The organism is Bacillus sp. C1 (assembly GCF_054570475.1).
In genome coordinates this window covers 648,572-673,496 of sequence record NZ_JBTMZT010000002.1, presented here as the reverse complement: position 1 = coordinate 673,496, position 24,925 = coordinate 648,572, and the positions used below count along the sequence as shown (strand labels likewise).

Annotated in this window: 22 protein-coding genes and 9 pseudogenes; 3 read left to right on the top strand and 28 right to left on the bottom strand. The window is 35.4% G+C overall.

Annotated features, from left to right (window positions below; genetic code table 11):
* Positions 1-247: 247 nt before the first annotated feature.
* The 3 genes and pseudogenes from ACX5JI_RS09875 to ACX5JI_RS09865 all read right to left on the bottom strand — a co-directional run.
* Positions 248-1,411 (bottom strand): annotated as a pseudogene (locus ACX5JI_RS09875) (hypothetical protein); the annotation flags it as partial.
* Between the two features lie 320 nt (positions 1,412-1,731).
* Entirely contained in the window at positions 1,732-2,238 is a 507-nt protein-coding gene (locus ACX5JI_RS09870) for an ankyrin repeat domain-containing protein (protein ID WP_459500878.1), read from the bottom strand.
* A gap of 223 nt (positions 2,239-2,461) precedes the next feature.
* Positions 2,462-2,647: a hypothetical protein gene (locus ACX5JI_RS09865; RefSeq protein WP_459500877.1), complete on the bottom strand. Its 186-nt coding sequence runs from the start codon at positions 2,645-2,647 to the stop codon at positions 2,462-2,464.
* A 64-nt stretch (positions 2,648-2,711) separates the two neighbouring features.
* Between ACX5JI_RS09865 and ACX5JI_RS09860 the strand changes: the two are divergent.
* Positions 2,712-2,991 (top strand): annotated as a pseudogene (locus ACX5JI_RS09860) (transposase); the annotation flags it as partial.
* Positions 2,992-3,078: 87 nt separating this feature from the next.
* Here the strand turns inward: ACX5JI_RS09860 and ACX5JI_RS09855 are convergent.
* The 13 genes and pseudogenes from ACX5JI_RS09855 to ACX5JI_RS09795 all read right to left on the bottom strand — a co-directional run bounded on the left by ACX5JI_RS09855 (position 3,079) and on the right by ACX5JI_RS09795 (position 14,734).
* Positions 3,079-3,258 (bottom strand): PoNe immunity protein domain-containing protein, encoded by a 180-nt coding sequence (locus tag ACX5JI_RS09855; RefSeq protein WP_505307671.1) that lies wholly within the window; start codon positions 3,256-3,258, stop codon positions 3,079-3,081.
* Between the two features lie 178 nt (positions 3,259-3,436).
* The gene (locus ACX5JI_RS09850) at positions 3,437-3,853 is read right to left on the bottom strand and encodes a hypothetical protein (RefSeq protein ID WP_459500875.1); all 417 of its coding nucleotides are present in this window, start codon (positions 3,851-3,853) and stop codon (positions 3,437-3,439) included.
* Positions 3,854-3,864: 11 nt separating this feature from the next.
* Positions 3,865-4,281: a tetratricopeptide repeat protein gene (locus ACX5JI_RS09845; protein ID WP_459500874.1), complete on the bottom strand. Its 417-nt coding sequence runs from the start codon at positions 4,279-4,281 to the stop codon at positions 3,865-3,867.
* A 16-nt stretch (positions 4,282-4,297) separates the two neighbouring features.
* Positions 4,298-5,842 (bottom strand): annotated as a pseudogene (locus ACX5JI_RS09840) (hypothetical protein); the annotation flags it as partial.
* A 174-nt stretch (positions 5,843-6,016) separates the two neighbouring features.
* A pseudogene (locus ACX5JI_RS09835) lies at positions 6,017-6,232 on the bottom strand (pentapeptide repeat-containing protein); the annotation flags it as partial.
* A gap of 565 nt (positions 6,233-6,797) precedes the next feature.
* Positions 6,798-7,268 (bottom strand): SMI1/KNR4 family protein, encoded by a 471-nt coding sequence (locus ACX5JI_RS09830; protein WP_459500873.1) that lies wholly within the window; start codon positions 7,266-7,268, stop codon positions 6,798-6,800.
* Positions 7,269-7,302: 34 nt separating this feature from the next.
* The gene (locus ACX5JI_RS09825; protein ID WP_459500872.1) at positions 7,303-7,731 is read right to left on the bottom strand and encodes an SMI1/KNR4 family protein; all 429 of its coding nucleotides are present in this window, start codon (positions 7,729-7,731) and stop codon (positions 7,303-7,305) included.
* The gene (locus tag ACX5JI_RS09820) at positions 7,719-8,486 is read right to left on the bottom strand and encodes an HNH endonuclease (protein ID WP_459500871.1); all 768 of its coding nucleotides are present in this window, start codon (positions 8,484-8,486) and stop codon (positions 7,719-7,721) included. The genes ACX5JI_RS09825 and ACX5JI_RS09820 overlap by 13 nt, the downstream gene beginning before the upstream one ends.
* A 243-nt stretch (positions 8,487-8,729) precedes the next feature.
* Positions 8,730-9,871 (bottom strand): IS3 family transposase gene (locus ACX5JI_RS09815; RefSeq protein WP_459500870.1). Its coding sequence is split into 2 segments (ribosomal slippage): positions 8,730-9,640 and positions 9,640-9,871, totalling 1,143 coding nucleotides; the frame shifts between segments, so codons are not numbered across the junction.
* 91 nt (positions 9,872-9,962) lie between these two features.
* Complete coding sequence (locus tag ACX5JI_RS09810) at positions 9,963-10,400, bottom strand: SMI1/KNR4 family protein (RefSeq protein WP_016116878.1); 438 nt, start codon at positions 10,398-10,400, stop codon at positions 9,963-9,965.
* Between the two features lie 18 nt (positions 10,401-10,418).
* Positions 10,419-12,014 (bottom strand): annotated as a pseudogene (locus ACX5JI_RS09805) (HNH endonuclease); the annotation flags it as partial.
* Between the two features lie 369 nt (positions 12,015-12,383).
* The gene (locus ACX5JI_RS09800) at positions 12,384-12,836 is read right to left on the bottom strand and encodes an SUKH-3 domain-containing protein (protein WP_459500869.1); all 453 of its coding nucleotides are present in this window, start codon (positions 12,834-12,836) and stop codon (positions 12,384-12,386) included.
* 11 nt (positions 12,837-12,847) lie between these two features.
* Positions 12,848-14,734, bottom strand: a complete 1,887-nt coding sequence (locus ACX5JI_RS09795) for an LXG domain-containing protein (RefSeq protein ID WP_459501067.1) — start codon at positions 14,732-14,734, stop codon at positions 12,848-12,850.
* 144 nt (positions 14,735-14,878) lie between these two features.
* Here ACX5JI_RS09795 and ACX5JI_RS09790 point away from each other — a divergent pair.
* Positions 14,879-16,165, top strand: a pseudogene (locus ACX5JI_RS09790) (IS3 family transposase).
* 75 nt (positions 16,166-16,240) lie between these two features.
* On the opposite strand, the gene ACX5JI_RS09785 reads toward ACX5JI_RS09790, so the two are convergent.
* The 5 genes and pseudogenes from ACX5JI_RS09785 to ACX5JI_RS09765 all read right to left on the bottom strand — a co-directional run bounded on the left by ACX5JI_RS09785 (position 16,241) and on the right by ACX5JI_RS09765 (position 19,305).
* Positions 16,241-16,717 carry an SMI1/KNR4 family protein gene (locus tag ACX5JI_RS09785; RefSeq protein WP_459500868.1) on the bottom strand — a complete coding sequence of 159 codons (477 nt, stop codon included), beginning with the start codon at positions 16,715-16,717 and terminating at the stop codon, positions 16,241-16,243.
* 35 nt (positions 16,718-16,752) lie between these two features.
* Positions 16,753-17,133 (bottom strand): annotated as a pseudogene (locus ACX5JI_RS09780) (SMI1/KNR4 family protein); the annotation flags it as partial.
* Between the two features lie 21 nt (positions 17,134-17,154).
* Positions 17,155-17,610, bottom strand: coding sequence for a DUF6630 family protein (locus tag ACX5JI_RS09775; RefSeq protein ID WP_459500867.1), 456 nt, complete (start codon positions 17,608-17,610; stop codon positions 17,155-17,157).
* Between the two features lie 16 nt (positions 17,611-17,626).
* Positions 17,627-18,601, bottom strand: a complete 975-nt coding sequence (locus ACX5JI_RS09770; protein ID WP_459500866.1) for a hypothetical protein — start codon at positions 18,599-18,601, stop codon at positions 17,627-17,629.
* Between the two features lie 17 nt (positions 18,602-18,618).
* Positions 18,619-19,305 (bottom strand): hypothetical protein, encoded by a 687-nt coding sequence (locus ACX5JI_RS09765; RefSeq protein WP_459500865.1) that lies wholly within the window; start codon positions 19,303-19,305, stop codon positions 18,619-18,621.
* Here ACX5JI_RS09765 and ACX5JI_RS09760 point away from each other — a divergent pair.
* Positions 19,291-19,362 (top strand): annotated as a pseudogene (locus ACX5JI_RS09760) (IS6 family transposase); the annotation flags it as partial. The gene ACX5JI_RS09765 and the pseudogene ACX5JI_RS09760 overlap by 15 nt on opposite strands.
* Positions 19,363-19,793: 431 nt before the next feature.
* Here ACX5JI_RS09760 and ACX5JI_RS09755 read toward each other — a convergent pair.
* From ACX5JI_RS09755 to ACX5JI_RS09725, 7 genes and pseudogenes are all read right to left on the bottom strand, one after another.
* Positions 19,794-20,345 (bottom strand): ankyrin repeat domain-containing protein, encoded by a 552-nt coding sequence (locus tag ACX5JI_RS09755; protein WP_459500864.1) that lies wholly within the window; start codon positions 20,343-20,345, stop codon positions 19,794-19,796.
* A 1-nt stretch (position 20,346) separates the two neighbouring features.
* Positions 20,347-20,913, bottom strand: coding sequence for an SMI1/KNR4 family protein (locus ACX5JI_RS09750; RefSeq protein WP_459500863.1), 567 nt, complete (start codon positions 20,911-20,913; stop codon positions 20,347-20,349).
* 16 nt (positions 20,914-20,929) lie between these two features.
* On the bottom strand, positions 20,930-21,565 hold the full coding sequence (locus tag ACX5JI_RS09745) for an HNH endonuclease family protein (RefSeq protein ID WP_459500862.1): 636 nt from the start codon (positions 21,563-21,565) through the stop codon (positions 20,930-20,932).
* 140 nt (positions 21,566-21,705) lie between these two features.
* Positions 21,706-21,951, bottom strand: a complete 246-nt coding sequence (locus ACX5JI_RS09740; protein WP_459500861.1) for a hypothetical protein — start codon at positions 21,949-21,951, stop codon at positions 21,706-21,708.
* 16 nt (positions 21,952-21,967) lie between these two features.
* Positions 21,968-22,363 carry a TNT domain-containing protein gene (locus ACX5JI_RS09735; RefSeq protein ID WP_098604474.1) on the bottom strand — a complete coding sequence of 132 codons (396 nt, stop codon included), beginning with the start codon at positions 22,361-22,363 and terminating at the stop codon, positions 21,968-21,970.
* A 669-nt stretch (positions 22,364-23,032) separates the two neighbouring features.
* Positions 23,033-24,070: pseudogene (locus ACX5JI_RS09730) on the bottom strand (hypothetical protein); the annotation flags it as partial.
* A gap of 376 nt (positions 24,071-24,446) precedes the next feature.
* On the bottom strand, positions 24,447-24,896 hold the full coding sequence (locus ACX5JI_RS09725) for an SUKH-3 domain-containing protein (RefSeq protein WP_459500860.1): 450 nt from the start codon (positions 24,894-24,896) through the stop codon (positions 24,447-24,449).
* Positions 24,897-24,925 lie beyond the last annotated feature (29 nt).

Genomic DNA, 24,925 nt, shown 5'->3' with positions numbered 1-24,925 from the left:
CATGTTGTCCTTTAACTCTATTTGGTGCCCAAGTCAAATTTTCAAGTCCTAAAATTGGATCGATGTCAAATTCTTTTAAAATTTCTTGTCCTTCCTTAACAAGCTCTTGTTGAGCTTTTCCACGACCTTTCTTAAAAAGAATGTGATGTGCATGAGGATCTTTCATTTCTTTAGGAGGTTCACCAATATGTTTTTTTAAATATTTACCAAATTTAAAATTATTAATATCTATATCAACATCACTTATATTATTCTTACCCGTATCCTTACCAAAAACCTTCTCCCCAGTCTCCTTCATAAACTGATGAGCAGCATCTTTCAGAGCGTCTAATCCTCCGCCCCCTCCATTCCCAATGCCAGCTAACAAAGGTTCACGGAATAAACCCGGGATCTCAATATTTTTAACCTTCTCCAAGCCATTCTTCATACTACTCGGCAACTTATTCACTAATGCCGTTATTTCTTCCAACTTACTACCTATTTTACCGCTTTTCGCGGCTACTTGAAAGACTTTTGCACCCTCTGCGAATTTTCCGAATGCAGCTGTTCCTTTCACTGCGGCGGTTACTTCACCGACGCCGACAAAACAACTACCAATATCAAATATTGCGCCGCCAAGAGCATAAGGATCAGTCAATGCTTTTTCCACATAACCTTTTACGGAATGAAGTAGTGCCTTACCATACTTAGGATAATCTTGCCAGCTGATAATGGCTTGTCCAAGATTTTTTAGTGTATTACCCGCTCCATTTATATCATCCAGTTTCCATTGTTCTGTTTCTACGCCGCGCATCGAGTTATAACCCCACTCACCAAGCTCTGCAAGTAGGAAACCTAATTTCGTCGCACCTATCGCAATCCCACTAATCGCGGAACCTGCCGCGCCTATAAAACCTTCTAACACCAAGGCTTTATCAGAAAGGTCTTTCAGGAAAGGAATGTTGTCCCCTACCCATTTTGTACCTTTCCTCAATACATCCCATTTCTCACCGGCACGATCGGAAAAGTTTTGAAGCCAAGCCTCCAATGGATGGTTGTTCGCCCATTCCTCTTGCTTTTTCTTCATTTCTTTTTCAGCTTGCAGTTTCGCTTCTTTTTCTGCCTTCGTGAGTTGTGTATCCATTTCATGAATGCCTTTTGCCAACGCATCTTGCGCAAAGAAAGCTTGCAGCCCCGGATCAGTATAAGATAAACTACCCATCTTCCCTGCAATTTGAACTTGTTGGGTTAGGGCATCGAGAATGTCTTCCGCCTTGCTTTTTTCTTTTTTGCTTTCAAATTGCTGTACTTTTTGAATCGTATCCTCTAGTTCTTTGCTGGCTGCAACCAGTTTTTCATCGAACTGGCTTTTCGGCATACGCAGTGAAATCACATCGTTCACACTGTTGTAAATATTAGAGATCCGACTATCCCTTTTTCTATCATAAAACGCAAAAAAGCACTTGTTGTCTTTAGTTGACAATCAAGTGCTTTAAGTTCATCTATTTTTAAGTAGCATTAAATTTGTAAGTTTTGTAGTAACAGTATGACGCCTTTTGTATGTCGTGACAACTATTACGTTAAAACTTACAAGTTTACGAGTTCTTTAGTTTCATATCCATTCCATGTCTTTATATTCGTCGCATAGTAAAATGTCATCTCGCCTAAGCTCGTACCTCGTTTTCTGTTCTATCATTGCACGTAATACTTTATGATGGTACAACCATCATGGAGTATGTACTTTTTAACAGCCTATTCTTTTTCATCCATCTTCCGCTTTAAATATTCAGCAATTTCTGTTTGCCCTCTTTCAATAGCAAATTCATAAGCTCCCATATCTTTCATAGTATCCCCTGTATACTTAACAGTAATATCAATACCATTCTGAACAAGATACTTTACAATATCAAGGTGCCCACCATAAATCGCTGAGAATAGAGGATTTCTATTTGGGTCACTAACATCTAATATTGCACCATTATCAAATAAGTACTCTACAATACCAATTTCACCTTCACTAGCTGCATGTGCAATAGGCGCTGACTTTGGTACACCTTCATTAAGGTTAATATCCATACCAGATTCAACAAGAAATTTTATCATATCCAGTTCACCAGCTCTAGCCGAAACATGTAGCCACGTTCCAAATGGTGTTACAAAATCAAGCAAACTTTTATCAGTAATAATTATCTCTTTCGCTTGTTCTATATCACCATCGTCAATTAAATCATAAATTTCTATTGCTTTTTCCTTATTCATAGAATCCTCCTAAAGTATCTTTATTTCATTGTTGCTGCTTCTTCACCTAGTAGCTTAAGTATTTTAACCATTCTTTTACGAGTTCGAGTTCCACCCATAGCATCTACTTCTTTCAACTTATCAACAATATGTTGAAGACGTTCTATACCGTGCTGTCCAGCGATTCTATTTGGTGCCCAAACAAGATTTTCGTCACCAATTATCGTCTCTATCCCATGCTTTCTTAATAATTCTTGACCTTCTTGAACAAGTTTTTGTAAACTATTTCCTTTTTTTCAAAAGTCGCTTTCACTGAACCTCTCAAATCCGTTCCGCGAAGAACTGTTTTGTCCCCATTAGCGGCATCATCAGCGTAAGCGTAGGCTAAGGAATTATCTAGGACTTTACCGAATAACTTATTTGCTGCCACATTAATTCCTCCTGCTACACCATCTATCACCTTGCTCCATTTTAAAAACATCGGAACATTGCGGCAGGGGTGGCACTATCAAATGAAGCAATACCAAAATGTCTTGAAAGAAAAAGAAATTACACAAAGTATGTCTCTTAAAGGGAATTGTTTAGCTAACGCAGTCATCGAAAATTTCTTTGGCTTATTAAAGTATGAATTACTCTACTTACAAGAGTTCGAAAGCATGGAACACTTTAAATTAGAATTAGAAAAATACATTCACTACTATAATCATGATCGAATCAAAACAAAAAGGAATGAGCCCTGTACAATACAGAACGCATTCCTCATTAGTTGCTTAAAATATGTGTCTAACTTTTGGGGTTCACTTCATGTCTAACAATTGGGGTGCAGTACATAAATAAATCTTCTACTATGGATTCTTACAATTATTTTTCTTGGTAATGTAACATGTCATAAGGGTAATATGGAGTCTCTTTCAGAATTGAATCATCTAATTTTAAACTCTTTGCAATTACTCCGATTTCAAAACTCCAGTAACCGCTGTATGTAACATGTTCACTTTTATGTGTTTCATACCATTCATACTCTAAATATTTCTTTAACATTGACAACGCTTCACTTGTATTACTCGGATTAATAACATAATATATAGATTGAGTAGGATTGTTGAACATTCATATTTAGTAGAATATTTTCTCCAATTTCCTTAATACTGAATAGATATTTTCTTATCATCTTCATCATGTGCAAAATATTAAACTACCTACCATCCAACCTAAACTTTTAACTTTTAAAGACTTTAAGATACTTAGCATCTTTATCTTCAAAACATCTTCCTTCTGATTTTTTATTAGCAATGCTAAAAAACTCTTTTGCTGTCTCTAAATCACCCAATTCAAAAGCAACTTTTCCTGAAATAAATTCCCTTTCACCTGTATCTATACGCATAAATCCGGTTAAAAATATTTTATCTGACCATTCTTTTGCTTTTTTAAAATCATTTATTATAAAACAAGTATCAATAATATCCTTCACTAGATGATAACTTTCACTATAAATACCTTTCGGGTCAGGTAATACACTCCAAGCCTCTTCTAATAATGTAATAGACTCATTATGGTTACCCTTATCAAATTCATCATTACTCTTATTAACGAGACTTTCAAATTTTTCTTTTATAGGTGATTGTAATATGGCCATATTTCTCCTCCTTAAATAATGTCTTTAATTAATTCAAAATATTTATCATCTTCTTCAAAGAACATCTTGTAACCTTCTAACATGTATGCCTTTAATAAGTATTCCTTAGCTTTATCAAATTCTCCACATTCGAACAAGCTCTCCCCAAGTCTCAATAAAATCAATGGATTTGAAATACCGTCTGGACAGTTTAACGCATTATAAAAATTACTTTTTGCCATTTCATAATCATCATTAAAAAAATAAGTGTCCCCTAATGCTGTATATAACCAAGTACTTGCTTCCCAGTCATTCTTCGGTGCTGGCACCATATCTAGAGCTACTAAATACTTCTCTATCGCCTTATCAAATTGTTCTTCTTCAAATAGAATATCTCCTTCTTCACACAATTGTACAATTTGATCGTATACTTTATCATCAAGTTCCAATATTCTTTACCTCCAATTATTTTTTAGTTGGTGGCAAGTATCTCTCACCTAATTTTGCACCTGCTGATCTATTCAAACTATAATGATCCAATTCATAATTATCGGAGTCTAACATCCATTTTCTAACTTCCTTGGACTTTGCTCCATAATGTCTACCAACACTATTCCACCACGAGACAGCATCCGTTCTATGAGCCATATCTGCTTGACTTAACTCATACCACTCTCCATCACTTGCCTTAAATTCTGTTATACCACTACGTGTTGTCCTAATTCTTGGTGGATTTTCATTCTTCATTCTTTCTATTACTTCACGTCTAGTTCGTGATTTCTTTCCAGGTGTCCTTCCTACATACTGTTTTCTTAATCCTTTAGCCTTTTTAGTATCCTTACCAAAAACCTTCTCCCCAGTCTCCTTCATCAACTGATAAGCATCTTTCAGAGCGTCTAATCCTCCGCCTCCTCCATTCCCAATGCCAGCTAACAAAGGTTCACGGAATAAACCCGGAATCTCAATATTTTTAATCTTCTCCAAGACATTCTTCATACTACTCGGCAACTTATTCACTAATGCCGTTATTTCTTCCAACTTACCAACTATTTTACCTTTTTTCGCGGCTACCTGAAAGACTTTTGCACCCTCTGCGAGTTTTCCAGATGCAGCTAATCCTTTCACTGCGGCGGTTACTTCACCGACGCCGACAAAACAACTGCCAATATCAAATATCGCGCCGCCAAGGGCATAAGGATCGGTCAGGGCTTTTTCTACATAACCTTTTAGGGAATGAAGTAGTGCCTTACCATACTTAGGATAATCTTTCCAGCTGATGATGGCTTGTCCGAGATTTTTTAGCGTATTACCAGCTCCATTTATATCGTCCAGTTTCCATTGTTCTGTTTCTACGCCGCGCATCGAATTAAAGCCCCACTCACCAAGCTCTAAGGCTAGATGACCTAATTTCGTCGCACCTATCGCAATCCCACTAATCGCCGAACCCGCCGCGCCTATAAAACCTTCTAACACCAAGGCTTTATCAGAAAGGTCTTTCAGGAAAGGTATGTTGTCCCCTACCCATTTTGTACCTTTTCTCAATACATCCCATTTCTCACCGGCACGATCGGAAAAGTTTTGAAGCCAAGCTTCCAATGGATGATTGTTCGCCCATTCTTCTTGTTTTTTCTTCATTTCTTTTTCAGCTTGTAGTTTTGCTTCTTTTTCCGCCTTCGTGAGTTGTGTATCCATTTCATAAATGCCTTTTGCCAACGCATCTTGCGCAAAGAAAGCTTGCAGCCCCGGATCAGTATAAGATAAACTGCCCATCTTTCCTGCGATTTGAACTTGTTTGTTTAGGGCATCGAGAATTTCTTCCGCCTTGCTTTTTTCTTTTTTGCTTTCAAATTGCTGTACTTTTTGAATCGTATCCTCTAGTTCTTTGCTGGCTGCAACCAGTTTTTCATCGAACTGGCTTTTCGGCATACTCAGTGAAATTACATCGTTCACACTGTTGTAAATATTAGAGATGCGACTATCCATTTCATGTTTCTTCGGTTGGAGGCTGGAAAATAACGCTCGTTTCACTTTTCATGCTAAAACAAAAAAGCACTCGTTGCCTTTCATAGACAATCAAGTGCTTTCAGTTTGCAAGTTTTATAGTGACAGTGTGACACCCTTTACATGTTGTGACAAATAATACATTAAAACTTATTTGCCAAGTTTACATACGATTCAAAATCAACTTCTAAAGTCAGCCAGCTCAAAATCACAATCACGAAACGCTGCTCCCATTAATGTGGAAGCCCTTAACATAACTCGTTTTGCCATAATACGCTTTCCCATTACCTCTGACAAGTCTGAAAAAGTAAGATCTAACTCATCTATAATCTTATCATTGTATTGAGATCTACTTAATATCTCTATCACTCTTATTCTATCATTATTCTTCTCATTCATGATTACAATCACCACTCCATTTAATTGCCCTCACTTAAATTTTATAATACATTTCAATCACGTAGAAAAATTATGGATGTCTTTTTTTAATAGTTAAAGACATTTTTTGTATTAATAGAATAATAATAGGACACCAAATAAGTGCTCTTACTCCCCCCCATCAAAAATCCGTTCTGTTTCGTTCACTTGTTTTAGATGCCTTTGCATCTTTAACTTTAGCATCATGAGCTTTGTCATTCTGGTAAATGAATATAAATCAAGTATTAAATAAGTGTGGTTATCCCTCTTATAAAGCCACTGTATCCAATATCATGTGTCTACCTACTAAGATGAGCTATAAATTCAAATATGATTTTTCTTAATCATTGGAAATATATTGCCTTATAAGCTATCGATTTGGTTCTCAGATCCATAAAAAGAGTACATCAACAGTTTTATTTGTTGATGTACTCTTTTTATATTATTTTTTATAGATATATTTTTCAAATATAATTATACATTTCCCGCTCATTTTCACAATATTTTTTTATCCTTTTTTAATACAACATTCCCATCATATAACACATTAACTTTTCGGTGGTGCTTTAAGTTCTTTTATAAATGTTGTAAAATCTTTTGCAATAAATTTTATATCTTCATCTAATAATTCATTATCTTGTTCAAAATAATCCATATCGCAATAGTAAAGATTACCTTTCCCCTCTCCTTCGAGCAATAAACAAACTAAACTTTCACCTATGCTATAACCAATTGGGAAAAAATGAGAAGGAACTACTTTCCCTAAGTTATATTTGTTAAACATTTCTTCTAAATTAAGATTCGTTTCAGTAGTTAAAGGGAAAAACAGTACAATAGAAGACTCGATAGTACCTTCTTTCCCGTCATCATTTGTAACAAATCTTCTTTTCTCCGCTTTCCCCCCATTATTCAATAATAAAAATTGTCTATACTCATCTGGCAACTTAATATTATATTTCTCCTCTAAGTTTTCAATTTCTCTCTGGTCTGTTGGAGGAAACGTATATTCAAAGTTCATATTTATTTCTCCTTCACTTTTTATAAATAGGTTTTCACTCATCATATAATCCATCTAATAGCTCTGAAAATGTATTACAAATTATCTCTATAGCTGCTTCTCCTTGTTCCTCATGATCCCAAAATACAATTGTCGGTGATAGTTTATCCGCACGATAGTCAAAACATATTAGATTTCCAAAAGGATCTCTTGCAAAAGGAACAATCCCCTCTATCTCAGGCTGTATTGGATCGTAAAACATCTCTATATTCATATCTTGACTTGTGAAACTTAATAGATTATTTATTACACCTTCTCCACCATTTTCAAAATTAAAGTTATCTGGTTCCGGACATCCACCATTATACTTCATTACACATTCCTTATAATCTTGTGGAAAGATTACTCCAAAAAATTTCTCTACCTTAGATATTATTTTTTCATCAATTAATTCTTCTGTAAATAGCCAATTTACTTTTTCCATGTCACAATTCCCTCCAAAATCTGTTTTACTAAATGACCTTTCCTTCCTGGAACGCCACCACCCCAGATTGCTCTCCCACCTGTATGTGGTGCTGCATCATGTTCAAAGAAATCAACAATTTGCATTCTTCCTGGATCTTGATGGTGATGCCAAGTCAATGTTTTGGGTACTTTCCCTCTTTTTAAATACTCTATTTCACTTGGAGTAAATTTCAATGCCAAATCTTGATCTCTTTGTATCTTTTCATATAGCCTTAACGATAACTCTCGAAATTGTACTTTATCTGGTTCTAAATAAAACGATTTATCTAAAAGCATTTCTTCCTTAGAGTTGAATAGAGGAAAACCTTCTTTATCATACTTCACGTCATATTCTTTTCCGTTTCTTTTTGAAACAAATGTATATGTACTTGTTCCATCTTCATTATAAACCTTCCGCTTATACTGCCTTGGCATTATCGGCTTTTTATTATAATCAGGTAGATTTCCAGCAGCATTCCTCATAGCTTTTTCATAGATTTCTTTAGTTTCCTCTTCCATTTTATTACGATTTAGATTATGTTTAACCCTTTGATTTATCCCTGTCACATACTGATAAGCATCTTTCAGAGCGTCTAATCCTCCGCCTCCTCCATTCCCAATGCCAGCTAACAAAGGTTCACGGAATAAACCCGGGATCTCAATATTTTTAACCTTCTCCAAGCCATTCTTCATACTACTCGGCAACTTATTCACTAATGCCGTTATTTCTTCCAACTTACCAACTATTTATGAAGCTAAAGCATACCGATCAATAAAAAAAAGCACTTGTTGCCTATCATAGACAATCAAGTGCTTTAGATTTAAAGTAATTCCTAACTAATCATATCTTTAAAACCTACGTGTTTGTTTAATTTCGTAAGTTTATTGCTTTTTAGCCGTAACAATACTTTCTTAAGTTTAAAATGTCATCTCACCTAGTGGATTTGAGTCAATATTTTGGACACAAAAAAGTTAAATTTAAGCTACTCTTGTAGCCAGATTTTCTATTGCTTGAGGAGTTTTATAACCAATGCTACTATGGATTCGCTTACGATTATAAAATCCCTCAATGTATTGAAATAGCGCTAAGTTTGCTTCTTCAAACGAGATATATTTTGTACGATATACTTCTTCTTTCTTTAAAATGGCATGAAACGACTCAATACAAGCGTGGTCATATGAACAGCCTTTCTTGCTGAAAGAGGGCTTTATGTTGTAATTCGCGAGTAAGGTTTGAAATTCCTGACTTGTATATTGTGTTCCTAAATCAGTATGTAGAATAAGACCTTTTTGTGGTTTTTGTGTATAGTAAGCGTTCTCTAACGCTTTTACCACAAGGTTCGTTGTCATATTTCGTGAAAATGAATACCCAATAATTTTTTTAGAATACAAATCCATCACAGATGCTAGGTAACACCAGCCATCTTTTTGGGTGTGAATATAGGTAATATCCGCTACCCACTTTTCATTAATGGTCGTTGTAGAGAAGTCTTGTTTTAGTAGATTTATTCGCTCTTCTACAGTCGATTTTGATGAATGTGGTTTATATTTCTTTAAGATAATGGAGCGAATATTTTCTTTTTTCATAAGTCGTTGCACACGTTTTATACTTAATTGTAACCCTTGTTCCAATAGTGTTTGATGAATCTTTGGTGCACCATAACGCTCTTCGCTATCTTGATGAATTTGTTTGATTTTTTTAGTTAATTCTTTATTTTCACGACTACGATTTGACTCTGTTTTATGATGAGATTGGTAGTAAGAACTTCTTGCTATCCCAAGAGTTTGACACATCATATGAACAGAATGCGTTTCCTTTTGACAATCAATAAATTGGTGTAATTCTGTATCTTTTATTTTCTCGCGAATATGGCCATAGCCTTTTTTAAAATTTCATTCTCCTCTTTTAAACGAAGCATTTCTTTTTTCATTCGTTTTAGATCTTCTAGTGTCATTTCATCCTCATCAACTGATGTGATAGGAGAATATGCTTTAATCCATTTATAAATGGTTACTTCTGGTACGCCATACTCGCTGCTTAATTCTTTTACAGATTGTCCTGAACGGTATAATTCAACTACCATTTTCTTAAACTCTTCATTAAATTTCTTGTTTGTCATACGGACACTTCCTCCTTGAAATCCATTGTAAGGACTTAACTAAGTTGTGTCCATATGACCATACTAACTCCATAGCTTTCTATGGTATCCATTATTCAGATTCATATAAGTTATTAAAGAACTCAACAAAACTATCTGCAAGGATAAACATATTGTCCATTTCGTCTTCAGGTTCTATATCATGAATCCAAAAATATACTTTCCCCTGAAAATCTCCATTAATTCCTAATAAAATCTCATTTCCTGCTGGATCATTAGCAATTGAAATAAAATCTTCTGGTATTTCTCCTTCTAAAACCTCAAAAACTTTGCCTAGATTACTTTTCATATCCCCAATTCCATAAAACTTATTGACTAAGCTTTCTCCTTCATCATCAGAGATTTTGAAGCTAGATTCTTGAGGAAATCCTCCATTGTATTCTAATAAAAAATCAACATATTGCTTAGGTAGTGTAACATCACACTTTTGTTCAAATTGTTTTATATCCTGTAAAGAAACTTTTGGATTTTCACTAAGCATTTTTGTCATACTCTCACTCCTATATCATTACTTATTTTTATTTTTCCCATTAACCTTTGATTGACCACCAATGTGTCTAAACTCTCTGTGGATCTCTTCATCTACTAGCATCATAGTTTTTCCATCTTCATGATGATGCCATGTATAACCATCTGGTGGCCTTTGATTATCTATTAATGGTGGATCGGTATCTTTTGTAAGTTTAGCTGCTTTATTTGCATTCTCAAAATCTTTCGGATTATTTTTAGGTGAATGAACTTCTATTTGTACAGGCTTAACATTTGGATGCATAAAAGGTGTAAAATCTGGGTAACCATTCGGATAATTTACTGATACTCCAGATTTGTTAGTATATGTCCAAGTGCCATTATTATCGATGGAGATACTTCCACCTTTCTTATACCATTTATCGGGCTTAGGCGAATTCATTGGCTTCGTTTTTAGTATTTCTTTAGTAAAATCTGATAGCTCTAGCTTTCTAGCCCCACCAATCGCCTTACTACCTTCACCCGTACCCGTACCAAAAACCTTCTCCCCAGTCTTCTTCATAAACTGATGAGCAGCATCTTTCAGAGCGTCTAATCCTCCGCCCCCTCCATTCCCAATGCCAGCTAACAAAGGTTCACGGAATAAACCTGGGATCTCAATATTTTTAACCTTCTCCAAGCCATTCTTCATGCTACCCGGCAACTTATTCACTAATGCCGTTATTTCTTCCAACTTACTACCTATTTTACCGCTTTTCGCGGCTGCTTGAAAGACTTTTGTACCCTCTGCGAATTTTCCGAATGCAGCTGTTCCTTTTACTGCGGCGGTTACTTCACCGACGCCGATAAAACAACTACCAATATCAAATATCGCGCCGCCAAGGGCATAAGGATCGGTCAGGGCTTTTTCTACATAACCTTTTACGGAATGAAGTAGTGCCTTACCATACTTAGGATAATCTTGCCAGCTGATGATGGCTTGTCCGAGATTTTTTAGCGTATTACCAGCTCCATTTATATCGTCCAGTTTCCATTGTTCTATTTCTACGCCGCGCATCGAATTAAAGCCCCACTCACCAATCTTTAAGGCTAGGTGACCTAATTTCGTCGCACCTATCGCTATCCCACTAATCGCGGAACCCTCCGCGCCTATAAAACCTTCTAACACCAAGGCTTTATCAGAAAGGTCTTTCAGGAAAGGAATGTTGTCCCCTACCCATTTTGTACCTTTCCTCAATACATCCCATTTCTCACCGGCACGATCGGAAAAGTTTTGAAGCCAAGCCTCCCATGGATGATTGTTCGCCCATTCTTCTTGCTTTTTCTTCATTTCTTTTTCAGCTTGCAGTTTCGCTTCTTTTTCTGCCTTCGTAAGTTGTGTATCCATTTCATGAATGCCTTTTGCCAACGCATCTTGCGCAAAGAAAGCTTGCAGTTTCGGATCAGTATAAGATAAACTGCCCATCTTCCCTGCGATTTGAACTTGTTTGTTTAGGGCATCGAGAATTTCTTCCGCATTGCTTTTTTCTTTTTTGCTTTCAAATTGCTGTACTTTTTGAATCGTATCCTCCAGTTCTTTGCTGGCTGCAACTAGTTTTTCATCAAACTGGCTCGGCATACTCGGTGAAATCACATCAGCCGCAGCCTTGAATCCAGATTTTCTCTAACTAGTTTTACGTTTGTATATGGTCATATCTATGTTTCTTTCTACATTCAGATACATTAGTATTAATCCTCCCAGCTTCTTTGCATAAAAATAGAACCAACGCTCCTTCCATTAGAGACATTGGTTCTATTCTTAGTTATAATATAAATTTATTTTTCTTTTCTCTACATCTTTCATTTAAAGCAAAAGATGATTAAGTGGCAAGGTATTTTAAAACTGGTTTTCAGTTCCATCAACTTAAAATCACTTTTTAATTTTATCTACTACTCTTCCCCCTACTCACTGATTAATTACAATTATGCAGTGGGTTAGGACATAATTTTTATTAGAAAATTATTATTATCCTCTAAATTTACCCCAAATCACTGTTCCCTTTTCAAGAATAAGATTATCCAATGCCTCTAAAGCATTATCTCCTATCCATCCCATTGATTCAAATAGTCTTCCTGATTCTGATATAAATAAATTCAGCTCGAAATTATAGAGTGAACCTATCGGAATAACTTTATCATCAATATAATCTTCTAAACCAAAACACGAACTATCTAACACACCTAGCACTTCCTTAATGCAAGTAGTATGTTTAGATATGTCCTTGGTAACCCCATCTGGCCAAACCCTTTCAACATTGAATCGTAATTCTCCAAACTCCTCCATAAATTTTTTTGCACTTTCAAAAACTTCAAATCCTTTTTCTTCAAGAAACTTTACATTTTCTGATATATCTATTTTTCTCCCCTCATACCATCCCGCTTTTTTTAATTCTTCTATTGCCTTATTTGATATTTCCATTTTCATACCTCCTAGTAATCAATATTATAGAAATCGAAAAACGTTCTACTACAATTTCTACAAGGTTCAGCAAAACCACCTGGTAAGTTTTCTGTTCTAACGATAAAATTATCATATCTTGCGCCTTTTAATATTGCATCTCTTGCACTCCAAACCTCCGCACAATTCTCAACATCCCAATTGGCTTCAAAACTTGGTTCCTCAAATCTGTTAAATAACTTTCCCTTTGTTGCCTCATCCTTAACTCTATCAATACTCGCTCTTAACTTAGCCATATCTTCCCTTATAAACTCTTTATTTTTCCCAATAAAAAAACTATCAGGTAAACTATCTATATATTCTTCCGATAATAGACTTCTATAATACTTAGTGTAATCTTCAGGTGTTTTACAAAATTCTCTAGGATTAATCCCCCTATGATCAATTATAGTTGGATTATATTTCCATATACCACTACCTGCAATACCTTTCAAAGATGGATTTTCCGTATCTACAATAGCACAAATTTTACTTATATTCTTTGCATTTCCACTTTTGAGTAAATCTTTTCTAAAGTTATTTAAGTCAGTTATCATTGTTTCTCTAGAATTTTGCAAATTGATCTGCTTTAACCTATCAGCTCCAGTAACCCCCTCTGCAGGAAGTTTCTCCCCAGATAACCGGTTTGCATTTTGCGCTTGCCCCTTAGTTTCACTCTTAGCAACAGAAAATAACTCTCCACCAAGTGCGTTTCTTCCTCCTCCATTCCCAATGCCAGCTAACAAAGGTTCACGGAATAAACCCGGGATCTCAATATTTTTAATCTTCTCCAAGCCATTCTTCATACTACTCGGCAACTTATTCACTAATGCCGTTATTTCTTCCAACTTACTACCTATTTTACCGCTTTTCGCGGCTACTTGAAAAACTTTTGTACCCTCTGCGAATTTTCCGAATGCAGCTGTTCCTTTCACTGCGGCGGTTACTTCACCGACGCCGACAAAACAACTACCAATATCAAATATTGCGCCACCAAGAGCATAAGGGTCGGTCATGGCTTTTTCTACATAATCTTTCACTGCGTTGTACATTTCTTTTTGGTCTTTTCTAAAGGTTCTAGCGAGATTATCCAACACGGGAATTTTGTCCGTGAATGCGGGATTATTTAAGAAAACACTAAGATAAGGAGCTGTAATTGTGATAGAGCCCACAATCCCACATTCGGCGAGTTTCTTCGTACCTTCCCATGCACCATAAATATCGTCCAGTTTCCATTGTTCTGTTTCTACGCCGCGCATCGAATTAAAGCCCCACTCACCAAGCTCCCAGGCTAGGTGAACTAATTTCGTCGCACCTATCGCAATCCCACTAATCGCGGAACCTGCCGCGCCTATAAAACCTTCTAACACCAAGGCTTTATCAGAAAGGTCTTTCAGGAAAGGAATGTTGTCTCCTACCCATTTTGTACCTTTTCTCAATACATCCCATTTCTCACCGGCACTTTTAGAAAAGTTTTGAAGCCAAGCCTCCCATGGATGATTGTTCGCCCATTCTTCTTGCTTTTTCTTCATTTCTTTTTCAGCTTGTAGTTTTGCTTCTTTTTCTGCCTTCGTAAGTTGTGTATCTATTTCATGAATGCCTTTTGCCAACGCATCTTGCGCAAAGAAAGCTTGCAGTTTCGGATCAGTATACGATAAACTACCCATCTTCCCTGCAATTTGAACTTGTTGGTTTAGGGCATCGAGAATTTCTTCCGCATTGCTTTTTTCTTTTTTGCTTTCAAATTGCTGTACTTTTTGAATCGTATCCTCTAGTTCTTTGCTGGCTGCAACCAGTTTTTCATCGAACTGGCTTTTCGGCATACTCAGTGAAATCACATCGTTCACACTGTTGTAAATATTAGAGATGCGACTATCCATTTCATGTTTCTTCGGTTGAAGATTGGAAAATAACGCTCGTTTCACTTTTCATGCTAAAACAAAAAAGCACTTGTTGCCTTCCATAGACAATGAACTGCACCCCAATTGTTAGACACAACTAACAATTGGAGGTGCAGTTTTTTTATGACGAAATACTCTTTAGAAACCAAGTTATCGGCTGTTACTGCTTATCTTAATGGCGTAGAATCCTTTAAAGATGTAGCTCAAAAGCATTGTGTAGATATGACGATGTTAAAAAAATGGGTAGCTAAGTTTAAAAGGCATGGATTGGCAGGTCTTCAAAAGACATATACAAATTACTCTTTTGAGTTTAAAATGGACGTACTTAAATTTATAAACGAGATGGGAGCGTCCATCGCAGAAGCTACGGCAGTATTTAATATTCCTACTTCTAGCACTGTGTGGAAGTGGAAACATTTATTTGAGACACAAGGGATTGACGCTCTTCAACCAAAGGAGAAGGGGCGTCCACTTATGAAAAAGAAGCTAGAAAACAACCAACAAGTAGATGGATCGGAAGAAGCATTAAAAGTTGAAATTGAGAGATTACGTATGGAGAATGCGTATTTAAAAAAGTTACATGCCTTAATTCAAGAAAAGGAAAAGTCACAGAACAAGACAAAGCGCAAATAATTTATGAGTTGAGGCACGAATTTAAAATCATTGACTTAGTAAAAGTCGCTGATATTCCGCGCAGTACCTATTATTACTGGGTGAAACGAATGGACCTCCCAGATAAATATCACGAAGTGAAAGAAATGATCCAACAGATTTTTCATACGCACCAAGGTCGATATGGCTATCGTCGTATTACGTGGACATTACGCAATCAAGGTATCCTATTAAATCACAAAACAGTTCGTCGCTTAATGAACGAACTGAATTTAAAATCTCTTGTCCGTATGAAGAAGTATCGCTCATATCGTGGGAAAGTTGGCAACATCGCACCAAACATTCTAAAACGTGATTTTGGAGCAACGAAACCAAATGAGAATTGGGTTACAGATGTGACAGAATTCCACATACATGGTGAGAAGTTGTATTTATCTCCGATACTTGATTTATATAATGGTGAGATTATTGCGTATAACGTAGATGGTGAATTTCCTATCCTCCACTCGGATCAGGGGATGGCACTATCAAATGAAGGAATACCAACATGTATTAAAAGAAAAAGGAATTACACAAAGTATGTCTCGTAAAGGGAATTGTTTAGATAACGCAGTCATCGAAAATTTCTTTGGCTTATTAAAGTCTGAATTACTCTACTTACAAGAGTTCGAAAGTATGGAACACTTTCAATTAGAATTAGAAAAATATATTCACTACTATAATCATGATCGAATCAAAACAAAACTAAAAGGAATGAGCCCTGTACAATACAGAACGCATTCCTCATTAGCTGCTTAAAATATGTGTCTAACTTTTTGGGTTCACTTCAGATTAACCAACTATTAACTAATTCGAATCAATAAAATCCTATCATTAGTTTTCAGGAATATATAAATTATCCACAAATTCAGAGAAACTTTTAGAAATTAGTCGGATGTATTCCTCTCTTAACTCGTTATCCTCTTCAAAGTAATCCATATCACAATGATATACACTACCTCTATCTTTCCCATCAATTGATAAACAAATCAAACTCCCCGCTGGGTCAATTCCAATTGGAAGCAAATTACTTGGTACCACTTGCGCCAAATTATAACTTCTTAATTTCTCTTCTAGATTTATTTCATTTTCTATTGATAGAGGAAAAAACATTGAAACAGACGATGTTATTACGCCTTTCTTAGTTGTATCATTAGTTTTAAATCTTCGTTGCTCAGTTTTCCCTCCATTTTTAGACAACAAAAATTGTTTATAATCATCAGGGAACAATATACCATACTTATTTTCGAAATTTTCGATATCCTCAATACCAATAGAGGTAAAAGTATATTCAAAATCTAAATTTCTCATACAATTAACCTTCTTTCCTGTTCATTTTGTTTTTCTCAATCAGAGTATAATCTCTCAATCAATTCAGAAAAAGAGTCGCATATTAATTTAATTTTATCCTCATTCATTGATTCCTGATCATAGAAAACTACTGACGGAGAATCTTTAGTATCACAGTAATTAAAACAAATCAGTCCCCCAAATGGGTCTCTTGCAAATGGAATAATACCTTCCGGAAGTGAAGTTAATTCATAAACAACTTCTATATTTGCATCTTTGCTTGTAAAACTTAATAGACAATCAAAGACTGCTCCACCCTCATCATCATTAATATCATAAATATTAGGATCAGGATAACCACCGTTATTTTTTTTAATGCATTCACGGTAATCATCTGGAAATCTGACACCAAAGGAAACCTTGACCGGAGTCAAGGTTGAAGACGTACAATCTTAGATTTATCTATAATACTTGATGCACCTTTCTTGAAAAGGGATTCTATCATCATGCAGCACTTCTTCTTGTAGCAATTTTGTTATAGTCTCTATTTTTACAATAAATAGTGCGAAGAAGTCGCCCGAATTTGGATATGAAAATAGTCCATACCCCTTTGGTGACAGTATTTTGTTGACCTCCTGGATCTTTTCAGGTAAAAATTCATAATGAAATGCTTCTAATTTCTCGAGTTCTTCTTGTGTTGCTAATTCAATTTGGTGGGCAAATTCATAATCAAGAATAAAATTGACAATTTCTTGGTATTGCTCACCTTTATAGTCAACGTATAAAAACTGTTTCGTCGTCAATCCATATTTTAATAGGTCTTCATGTAAGTCATAACTTCCTTGTTCTTTCAAAAACGTTTCCAAATCCTTGCTATCAGGAAATATATTCTGTGCTATCCCTTGATCAGGCATATTAGCTTCCTCCCTTTTATTGAAATAATTCTCCATGCTTATTAGGAATATATTCTGGGTAGTTTTTACGATAAAATTGATCGATCATCTGAAGCACAGGGTCCCACTCAGGGTATGGCTCACGTTCTCCAAATACCATTTTCGCTTCGGGAGTATTCATCAGAAAATTATCGATTTGAGTAGGTACTGGCAACCCTAGTTGTTTCCTTACATGGATCAAGAATAAGATTTCATAAGGATAAAATCCGAATCCGAAATCACCAAATTCACCTAGCTGTCCGATTTCAGAAACTAATGCAGAATGATACTGAGACATGATCGAAATGAGATGTTCTATTTCATCTAAATCATCAGTCGACCAACGTCCCAGCACTTCATCATAAATGTTCAGGTCTTCAGGGATTAAGTCGCATCGTAGTTCAGCTTCCTTAAACTTATTTATCACGGCTAGATGCAATTTTTTATTCGTTCCCATGATGGTTTTATTTCTATACTGCAAGTACAACTCTAGCAAAAACCAAATATGTCTATCCTCTTCATTGGCGTCTATTAAATCTCCACCGAAGTGATGAGCCATAAAATCATATAATATATTTTCTTCTTTCTCCCATCCATACATTGCAAAATGAACTAATGTGAAGACAACTTCGCTAAACGAATATTCCAAAATCATCCCAGGATACCTGATTGTATAGAGATCCTGTCCCATGCACTGGTAAAATAAAACCTTCTGCATGTTCTTTAATCCTTCTGCATTGTTTCCACCGCTGATCAATACATCGTTTTTCCATAATGACAAGTGATATGAGGAAATTTTGCTTAGATTTATTAATAGTATGTGATCTTTCCCTATTTCATTTTGCTCAACGATTTTCTCAATCTTTCTTCTACTAACATTATATTTATCTTTCACATCTTCAAATTTGATTCCATCCACAAAATTTTTGCTATATTTTTTAAAAGCCATTTCTAACTTTTTTTGGTTCATCATTGCATCCTCCCTATGAATTAATCTATTTCCTTCCAGTTCTTTACCTGTAACTCATCAACGCCGAATCCAATATCAGTGATCTTGATATCTGTTTCAACTCTAATAAAATCGAATTGTAGATCAGGACGCTCCTTCATCAGTCCCTCTAAGTTAGCACTAAAACTGGCATACCTAGGATCTTTGCTTTTAATCATGTCTTGGAAGTACGTATCTCCGCCCTTTTTCTGTTTATCCGAGTAACTAAAACTAGCGGAATCTGATGCCTTCGATTCAATAATCGTTAACTTTGGCGGCGGCCCTTCCGATAGGAACGCTGCATCTATGCCATTTCTCCCCACTTGGAACAGATCGGAAACGTCTTGACCTAGATTACTGTCTCTAGCTACGATTTTTGTCACTTCTCCCCAAAAATCAACTTTATCATGAGAGAAATATTTAGAATTATCGATTTTTCTTTCATACTCCTTTGCAACCTCCAAGTCATAATGATGACTAATAACATCTTTCGTATCCAACTTGTTGGCCAATTTATTTCTTTCTCGCGTTAATTTTTTGACTTCTTTGTCATTTTCCTCTTTTTTCAATCTTTCTATTTCTTTATCTAACTTTTTAATTTCTTTTGAGATATTGTCTGAAATGTTACTGCCAGAGCCACCTTTAACCGTACCCTTAGTTCCATTCTTAACCTCAGAAAAAGTCTGCAAAGAGACTCCGCTTTTTCAACATACAATGAACTTCAACAATTGCTAGCCACTTCCTAATCCTTTTTCCTCATTTACCAATCTGTTTATGCTTTCTTCAAACTTTGCAACAGATCCTTATTTTTCCCCTCTACTATCATCATACACTGTTCACAGCCCTTACAATCTATAAAATTTAACAGTTAATACACTTATAAAATTATAATTCTCTTTTAAATTTTCACGTTAAAACACAAAAAAGCACTCGTTGCCATAATTGACAATCAAGTGCTTTAAGTTCATCTATTTTTAAGTAGCATTAAACTTGTAAGTTTTGTAGTAATAGTATGACGCCTTTTATATGTCGTGACAACTACTACGTTAAAACTTACGAGTTTGTACGAGCTCGTTAGTTTCATATCATCCCATGTCTTTAATGTTCATCGCATAGTAGAATGTCATCTCGCCTAAGCTCGTACTTCTTTTTCTATTCTATCATTGCGCATAATACTCTATGATGATACAACCATCATGAAGTAAGTGCTTTTTAACAGCCTATTTTTTTCATCCATCTTCTGCTTTAAATATTCAGCAATCTCTGTTTGCCCTCTTTCAATAGCAAATTCATAAGCTCCCATATCTTTCATGGTGTCACCAGAGTATTTTATAGATATACCTATATTGTTCTCAACTAACAATTTAACAATCTCCAAATGCCCACCGTATATTGCAGCAAACAGAGGATTTCTATCTGGTTCACTAATATCAATCTCTACATTCCGACTAATTAGATATTCAGCAATATCTAAATGTCCTTTTGTAGTCGCTCTTTCAAGAGCATTTGTAGAGAAAGTTCCACCTTTTGCATTAATATCTATTCCAGCATTAATAAGATATTCTACTATCTCTAAATGTCCATGAGCTGCCGCTACATGTAACCACGTACCAAAAGGTGTCATCCATGTTAACATTTCTGGTTCTTTCTCAAGTAAATCTCTTAAAGTACCCAATTGACCACTTTTTATGGCACTTCTAATATCTTTTGCAAATTGAGTCTTATTCATATTAATCTTTTAATAAATCTTCGTCTAAAAAGAGTTCGATGTCATCTAAATTTACATTTTTTTTTCTTTCATGAATTGAAAATTTTAAAATAAATTCTTCAAAAGAGTTTGCTATAAGATAATAATATTCTTTTCCATCTTCGTCTAATGTGTCACCTTCATGATACCAATAATAAATTTTACCCCTGTATTTATCTTTTAAGCCTATACAAATTAAATCTCCCCCGTCCGCATCTGCAATAGGCATTACAATACTTCCTAAAATATCCTTATAAGTTTGAATGATTGATTCAATTTCATAGGCATCATTAGTAATACCATAAAAGCCACCTATCGAGTCAAAACCATCCTCGGGGGTTACAGGGGTAACTTCAATTGCCTGATACATTCTATTATCTTTAATAAAACACCCTCCATATTCAAGCAAAAACTCTTTGTAGTCTAATGGTAAATCTACACCATATATTCGTTCAATTGTTTCGATTGACTTATATGCATCTTCTTTTTTTGAGACTACCATTTCCGAATCAATTATTTCATTTAATACTTGCTTTATTTTTTTGTTCATTTTAATTTCCTCCTCTTTAATCTAATGCTGAACCTATATGTGGTATATAAGCATGTAAATCTGTTGGAATTAACTCAATTTCAGTAGAACTTTTATGGTGAGGTGTTACCCCTTTTTCTTTTAACCAGACCTTTGCTTGATTCTTTGATTTAAACCCTTTTAATTGCATAATTTTTTCATACACTAAATTAAAATCATTTTTAGAGCCATCTAACATACCTTCTTTAAATTTTATAGAACCTTTACTCCAAGGTGTGAAGTTAGGTCTACCATCAATGAATTCTACACCTTCACCATTCGTTATACTTTTAACTTCAATTTTATCAGAATACCATTTCCCATTACCTGGCTCACCTTTCCATTGACCATCATTTCTCGGTAACCCTGTTCTAGGATTATTAACAACAGAAAATAACTCTCCAAGTGTTTTTCTTTCTCCTACATTCCCAACGCCAGCTAGCGAAGGTTCAGGGAATAAATTCGGGACCTCAATATTTTTAATCTTCTCCACGACATTCTTCATACTACCCGGCAACTTATTCATGAATGCCGCTACTTCTTCTAACTTACCAACTATTTTACCGCTTTTCTCTGCTACTTGAAAGACTATTGCATCCTCTGCGAATTTTCCGAATGCAGCTGTTCCTTTCACTGCGATGGGAAAGCTATTGAGAAAAAAACTTATAACCTTGATGATTTTGAGGACTAACTTAAAAAGCAGTAGCCTGAAGTTAATTTCGGGTTACTGCTTTTTAACTATATTCAAAAAATAATTAATTCAACTTTTTATCTTCATGGCTTTAATATCTTTTCCAATCTTACTCGTTTAATAAAATCATCTAATGCCTCTTCTTCATTACCATAATGAGCAATTGAGGTTTCTACAATACTCGCTCTCTCATCAGCTGCACAAACAACCCACTTATTATCCTCTTTATAAATTAGAACCTCATCCGGATTCACATCTTTTTCATGAAACCAGTTATAATATTTTAACCCTTCTTCTGATAGAATTCGTTTTGCCTCATCTCTTGTCATATTAAAATTATCCTCCTTATTTTATTTGTTTCAATAATTTCAAACCTTCTAATTGTTCAACTGTTAAAGGAAGTTGTATTTGTGTTCCTCCTTTTATTGTCCCAAAACCTGGAGCTATCTCTCCAATTTGTGCTTTTAATTTACTATAATCACCACAATAGTACTTTTGAATAGCAGCATCTACCTGTGCTTTTAGTGTAGGATCACTACAATTATCAATATAGGTTTTTATATTCGAGAAATCACCTACAACCTCATATTGATGGTATTTGCTCACATCTTCCAAATACGGAAGAGCTCTCTCATCGTAACTATAAGGTTTTCCATTTACCACAGGTGATGTATACGTACCATTTGACGGCCCATATCGGTCAATAACTTCACCTATTTTTAGTGTATATTCATCCTTCATGACTTTCCCATCTTTATTTACAACATAGCCTCCGTTTGGTACTTGCCCCCAATCAATTTGTCCATCAGCCCTTAAGACATCAGAATTCTTGGGAATTTGTACTTCTTCTGGCCATTGCCCTGTTTTCTTGAATTCTTCTGCTAACTTACTGTCAATATTATTTAAGTAAGCATGTAATTCATCAGTCGTACAAGTTGATTGTTTCAATAACTTCTGTACATGTTGTTCAGCCTTAACAGCTCTCTCTCTTAAATCTGATGCTGAACCTATATGTGGTACATTAGCATGTAAATCTGTTGGAATTAACTCAATTTCAGTAGAACTTTTATGGTGAGGTGTTAACCCTTTTTCTTTTAACCAGACCTTTGCTTGATTCTTTGATTTAAACCCTTTTAATTGCATAATTTTTTCATACACTAAATTAAAATCATTTTTAGAGCCATCTAACATACCTTCTTTAAATTTTATAGAACCTTTACTCCAAGGTGTGAAGTTAGGTCTACCATCAATGAATTCTACACCTTCACCATTCGTTATACTTTTAACTTCAATTTTATCAGAATACCATTTCCCATTACCTGGCTCACCTTTCCATTGACCATCATTTCTCGGTAACCTTGTTCTAGGATTATTAACAACAGAAAATAATTCTCCAAGTGTTTTTCTTTCTCCTACATTCCCAACGCCAGCTAGCGAAGGTTCAGGGAATAAATTCGGGACCTCAATACTTTTAACCTTCTCCAAGGCATTCTTCATACTACTCGGCAACTTATTCATCAATGCCGTTATTTCTTCCAACTTACTACCTATTTTACCGCTTTTTGCGGCTACTTGAAAGGCTTTTGTACCCTCTGCGAATTTTCCGAATGCAGCTGTTCCTTTCACTGCGGCGGTTACTTCACCGACGCCGATAAAACAACTACCAATATCAAATATTGCACCGCCAAGGGCATAAGGATCGGTCAGGGCTTTTTCTACATAACCTTTTACGGAATGAAGTAGTGCCTTACCATACTTAGGATAATCTTGCCAGCTGATGATGGCTTGTCCGAGATTTTTTATCGTATTACCTGCTCCGTAAATATCGTCCAGTTTCCATTGTTCTGTTTCTACGCCACGTATCGAATTAAAGCCCCACTCACCAAGCTCCCAGGCTAGGTGAACTAATTTCGTTGCACCTATCGCAATCCCACTAATCGCGGAACCTGCCGCCCCTATAAAACCTTCTAACACCAAGAGATCATCAGAAAGTCCTTTCAGGAAAGGAATGTTCTCCCCTACCCATTCTGTGCCTTTTCTCAATACATCCCATTTCTCACCAGCACTCTTGGAAAAGTTTTGAAGCCAAGCCTCCACTGGATGATTGTCCGCCCATTCCTCTTGCTTTTTCTTCATTTCTCTTTCAGCTTGCAGTTTCGCTTCTTTTTCTGCCTTCGTGATTTGTGTATCCATTTCATGAATGCCTTTTGCCAACGCATCTTGCGCAAAGAAAGCTTGCAGTTTCGGATCAGTATAAGATAAACTGCCCATCTTTCCTGCAATTTGAACTTGTTGGGTTAGGGCATCGAGAATTTCTTCCGCATTGCTTTTTTCTTTTTTGCTTTCAAATTGCTGTACTTTTTGAATCGTATCCTCTAGTTCTTTGCTGGCTGCAACCAGTTTTTCATCGAACTGGCTTTTCGGCATACGCAGTGAAATCAAATCAGCTGCAGCCTTGAATCCAAATTTTCTCTAACTAGTTTTACGTTTGTATATGATCGTATCTGTTTTTCTTACTACATTCAGATACATTATTATTAATCCTCCCAGCTTCTTTGCATAAAAATAGAACCAACGCTTCCTCCATTAGAAACATTGGTTCTATTCTTAGTTATAATATAAATCTATTTCTTCTTTTCATTACATCTTTCATTTAAAGTAAAAAGTGATTAAGTGGCAAAGTATTTTAAAACTATTTTTTAGTTTCATCAACTTTAAATCACCTTTTAATTTTTATCTATTACTCTTCCACCTACTCACTGCTTCATTACAATTATGCAGTAGGTTAGGTAAGGATATAATTTTTCATTAGAAAATTATATCCTTACCCTTTAAATTTACTCCAAATCACTGTTCCTTTTCCAAGAATAATATTATCAAATGCCTCCAAAGCATTATCTCCTACCCACCCTGTTGATTTGAATAGTCTTCCTGATTCTGATATGTATAAATTTAGCCCGAAATCATATAGTGAACCTACAGGAATAACTTTTTCATCAATATAATCCTCTAAATCAAAACACGAGCTATCTAACACACCTATCACTTCCTTAATCCAAGTGTTATGTTTAGATATTCTCTTAGATCCATCTGACCAAATCTTTTCAACATTGATTCGTAATTCTCCAAACTCCTCCATAAATTTTTTTGCACTTTCAAAAATCTCAAATCCTCTTTCTTCCAGGAACTTTACATTTTCTGATATATCTATTTTTCTCCCCTCATACCATCCCGCTTTTTTTAATTCTGCTATTGTCTTATTTGATATTTCCATTTTCATTCCTCCTAGTAATCAATGTTATA